We start from the raw sequence: 1,058 nt of genomic DNA on the forward strand, positions 1-1,058 counted from the left end.
GAAGAACGGGGGCAGCCACAGGCAGTCGACGCCCAGCCATTGGAGGTAGTCGAGCTTCGCGGTCAGGCCCTTGAGGTCGCCGATGCCGTCGCCGTTGCTGTCCTGGAAGGAGCGGACCAGGACCTCGTAGAAGACGGCGCGTTTGAACCACTCGGGATCGCGGTCCTTGGCCGGGGTGTCCTCGAACGTGTCCGGGACGGGCTCATTGACGATCATGTGGTGGGTGACCCTCCGATCTGCGGTGAGGACGGTCGCAGGACGGTGAGGATGTGCGCGGGCCGGTGTCCCGGCTCCAGTCGCACATAGTTGGTCCTGCCCCAGTTGTAGGTCTCGCCGGTGAGCTCGTCGCGCACCGGCACGGACTCGTGCCAGTCCAGGCCGAGTTGCGGCATGTCCAACGAGATCGTGGCCTCCTGGGTGTGGTGGGGGTCGAGGTTGACCACCACCACAACCGTGTTCGAACCGCGCGCGTCCGTGACGGACTTCGAGTAGGCGATCACCGCCTCCTGGTCGGCGTGGTGGAAGTGCAGATCACGCAGTTGGCGCAGTGCGGGACTGCGTCGCCTGGCCGCGTTGAGCGCGCTCACCAACGGTGCGATGCTCCGGCCGTCCCGCTCCGCCGACTCCCAGTCCCGTGGCCGTAGTTGGTACTTCTCGGAGTGCAGATACTCCTCGCTGCCCTCGCGCAGCGGGACGTTCTCGCAGAGCTCGAAGCCGCTGTAGATGCCCCAGGTGGGGGAGAGGGTGGCGGCGAGTACCGCGCGCAGCTCGAAGGCGGGCCGACCGCCCTGCTGGAGGAACTCGTGCAGGATGTCAGGGGTGTTGACGAAGAAATTGGGCCGCATGCAGGCGGCCGCCTCGCCGGACAGCTCGGTGAGGTACTCCGTCAGCTCCTGCTTGGTGTTGCGCCAGGTGAAGTACGTGTACGACTGCTGGAAGCCGACCGCCCCCAGCGTGTGCATCATCGCCGGGCGGGTGAACGCCTCCGCCAGGAAGATCACGTCGGGGTCGGTCCCGTTGATCTCCGCGATGACCTGTTCCCAGAACACGACGGGTTT

1 protein-coding gene and 1 pseudogene are annotated in these 1,058 nt (G+C 66.4%); both read right to left on the reverse strand.

All coding sequences use genetic code 11. The features are described from left to right. Positions 1-216 (reverse strand): alpha-amylase family glycosyl hydrolase (locus tag ACWD68_RS41925; protein ID WP_451811725.1); only part of this gene is annotated, 216 nt, incomplete at its 3' end. Continuing rightward, positions 213-1,058, reverse strand: a pseudogene (locus ACWD68_RS41930) (alpha-1,4-glucan--maltose-1-phosphate maltosyltransferase); the annotation flags it as partial. The pseudogene ACWD68_RS41930 and the gene ACWD68_RS41925, both read right to left, overlap by 4 nt.

It is taken from the genome of Streptomyces sp. NPDC005141 (assembly GCF_053599975.1).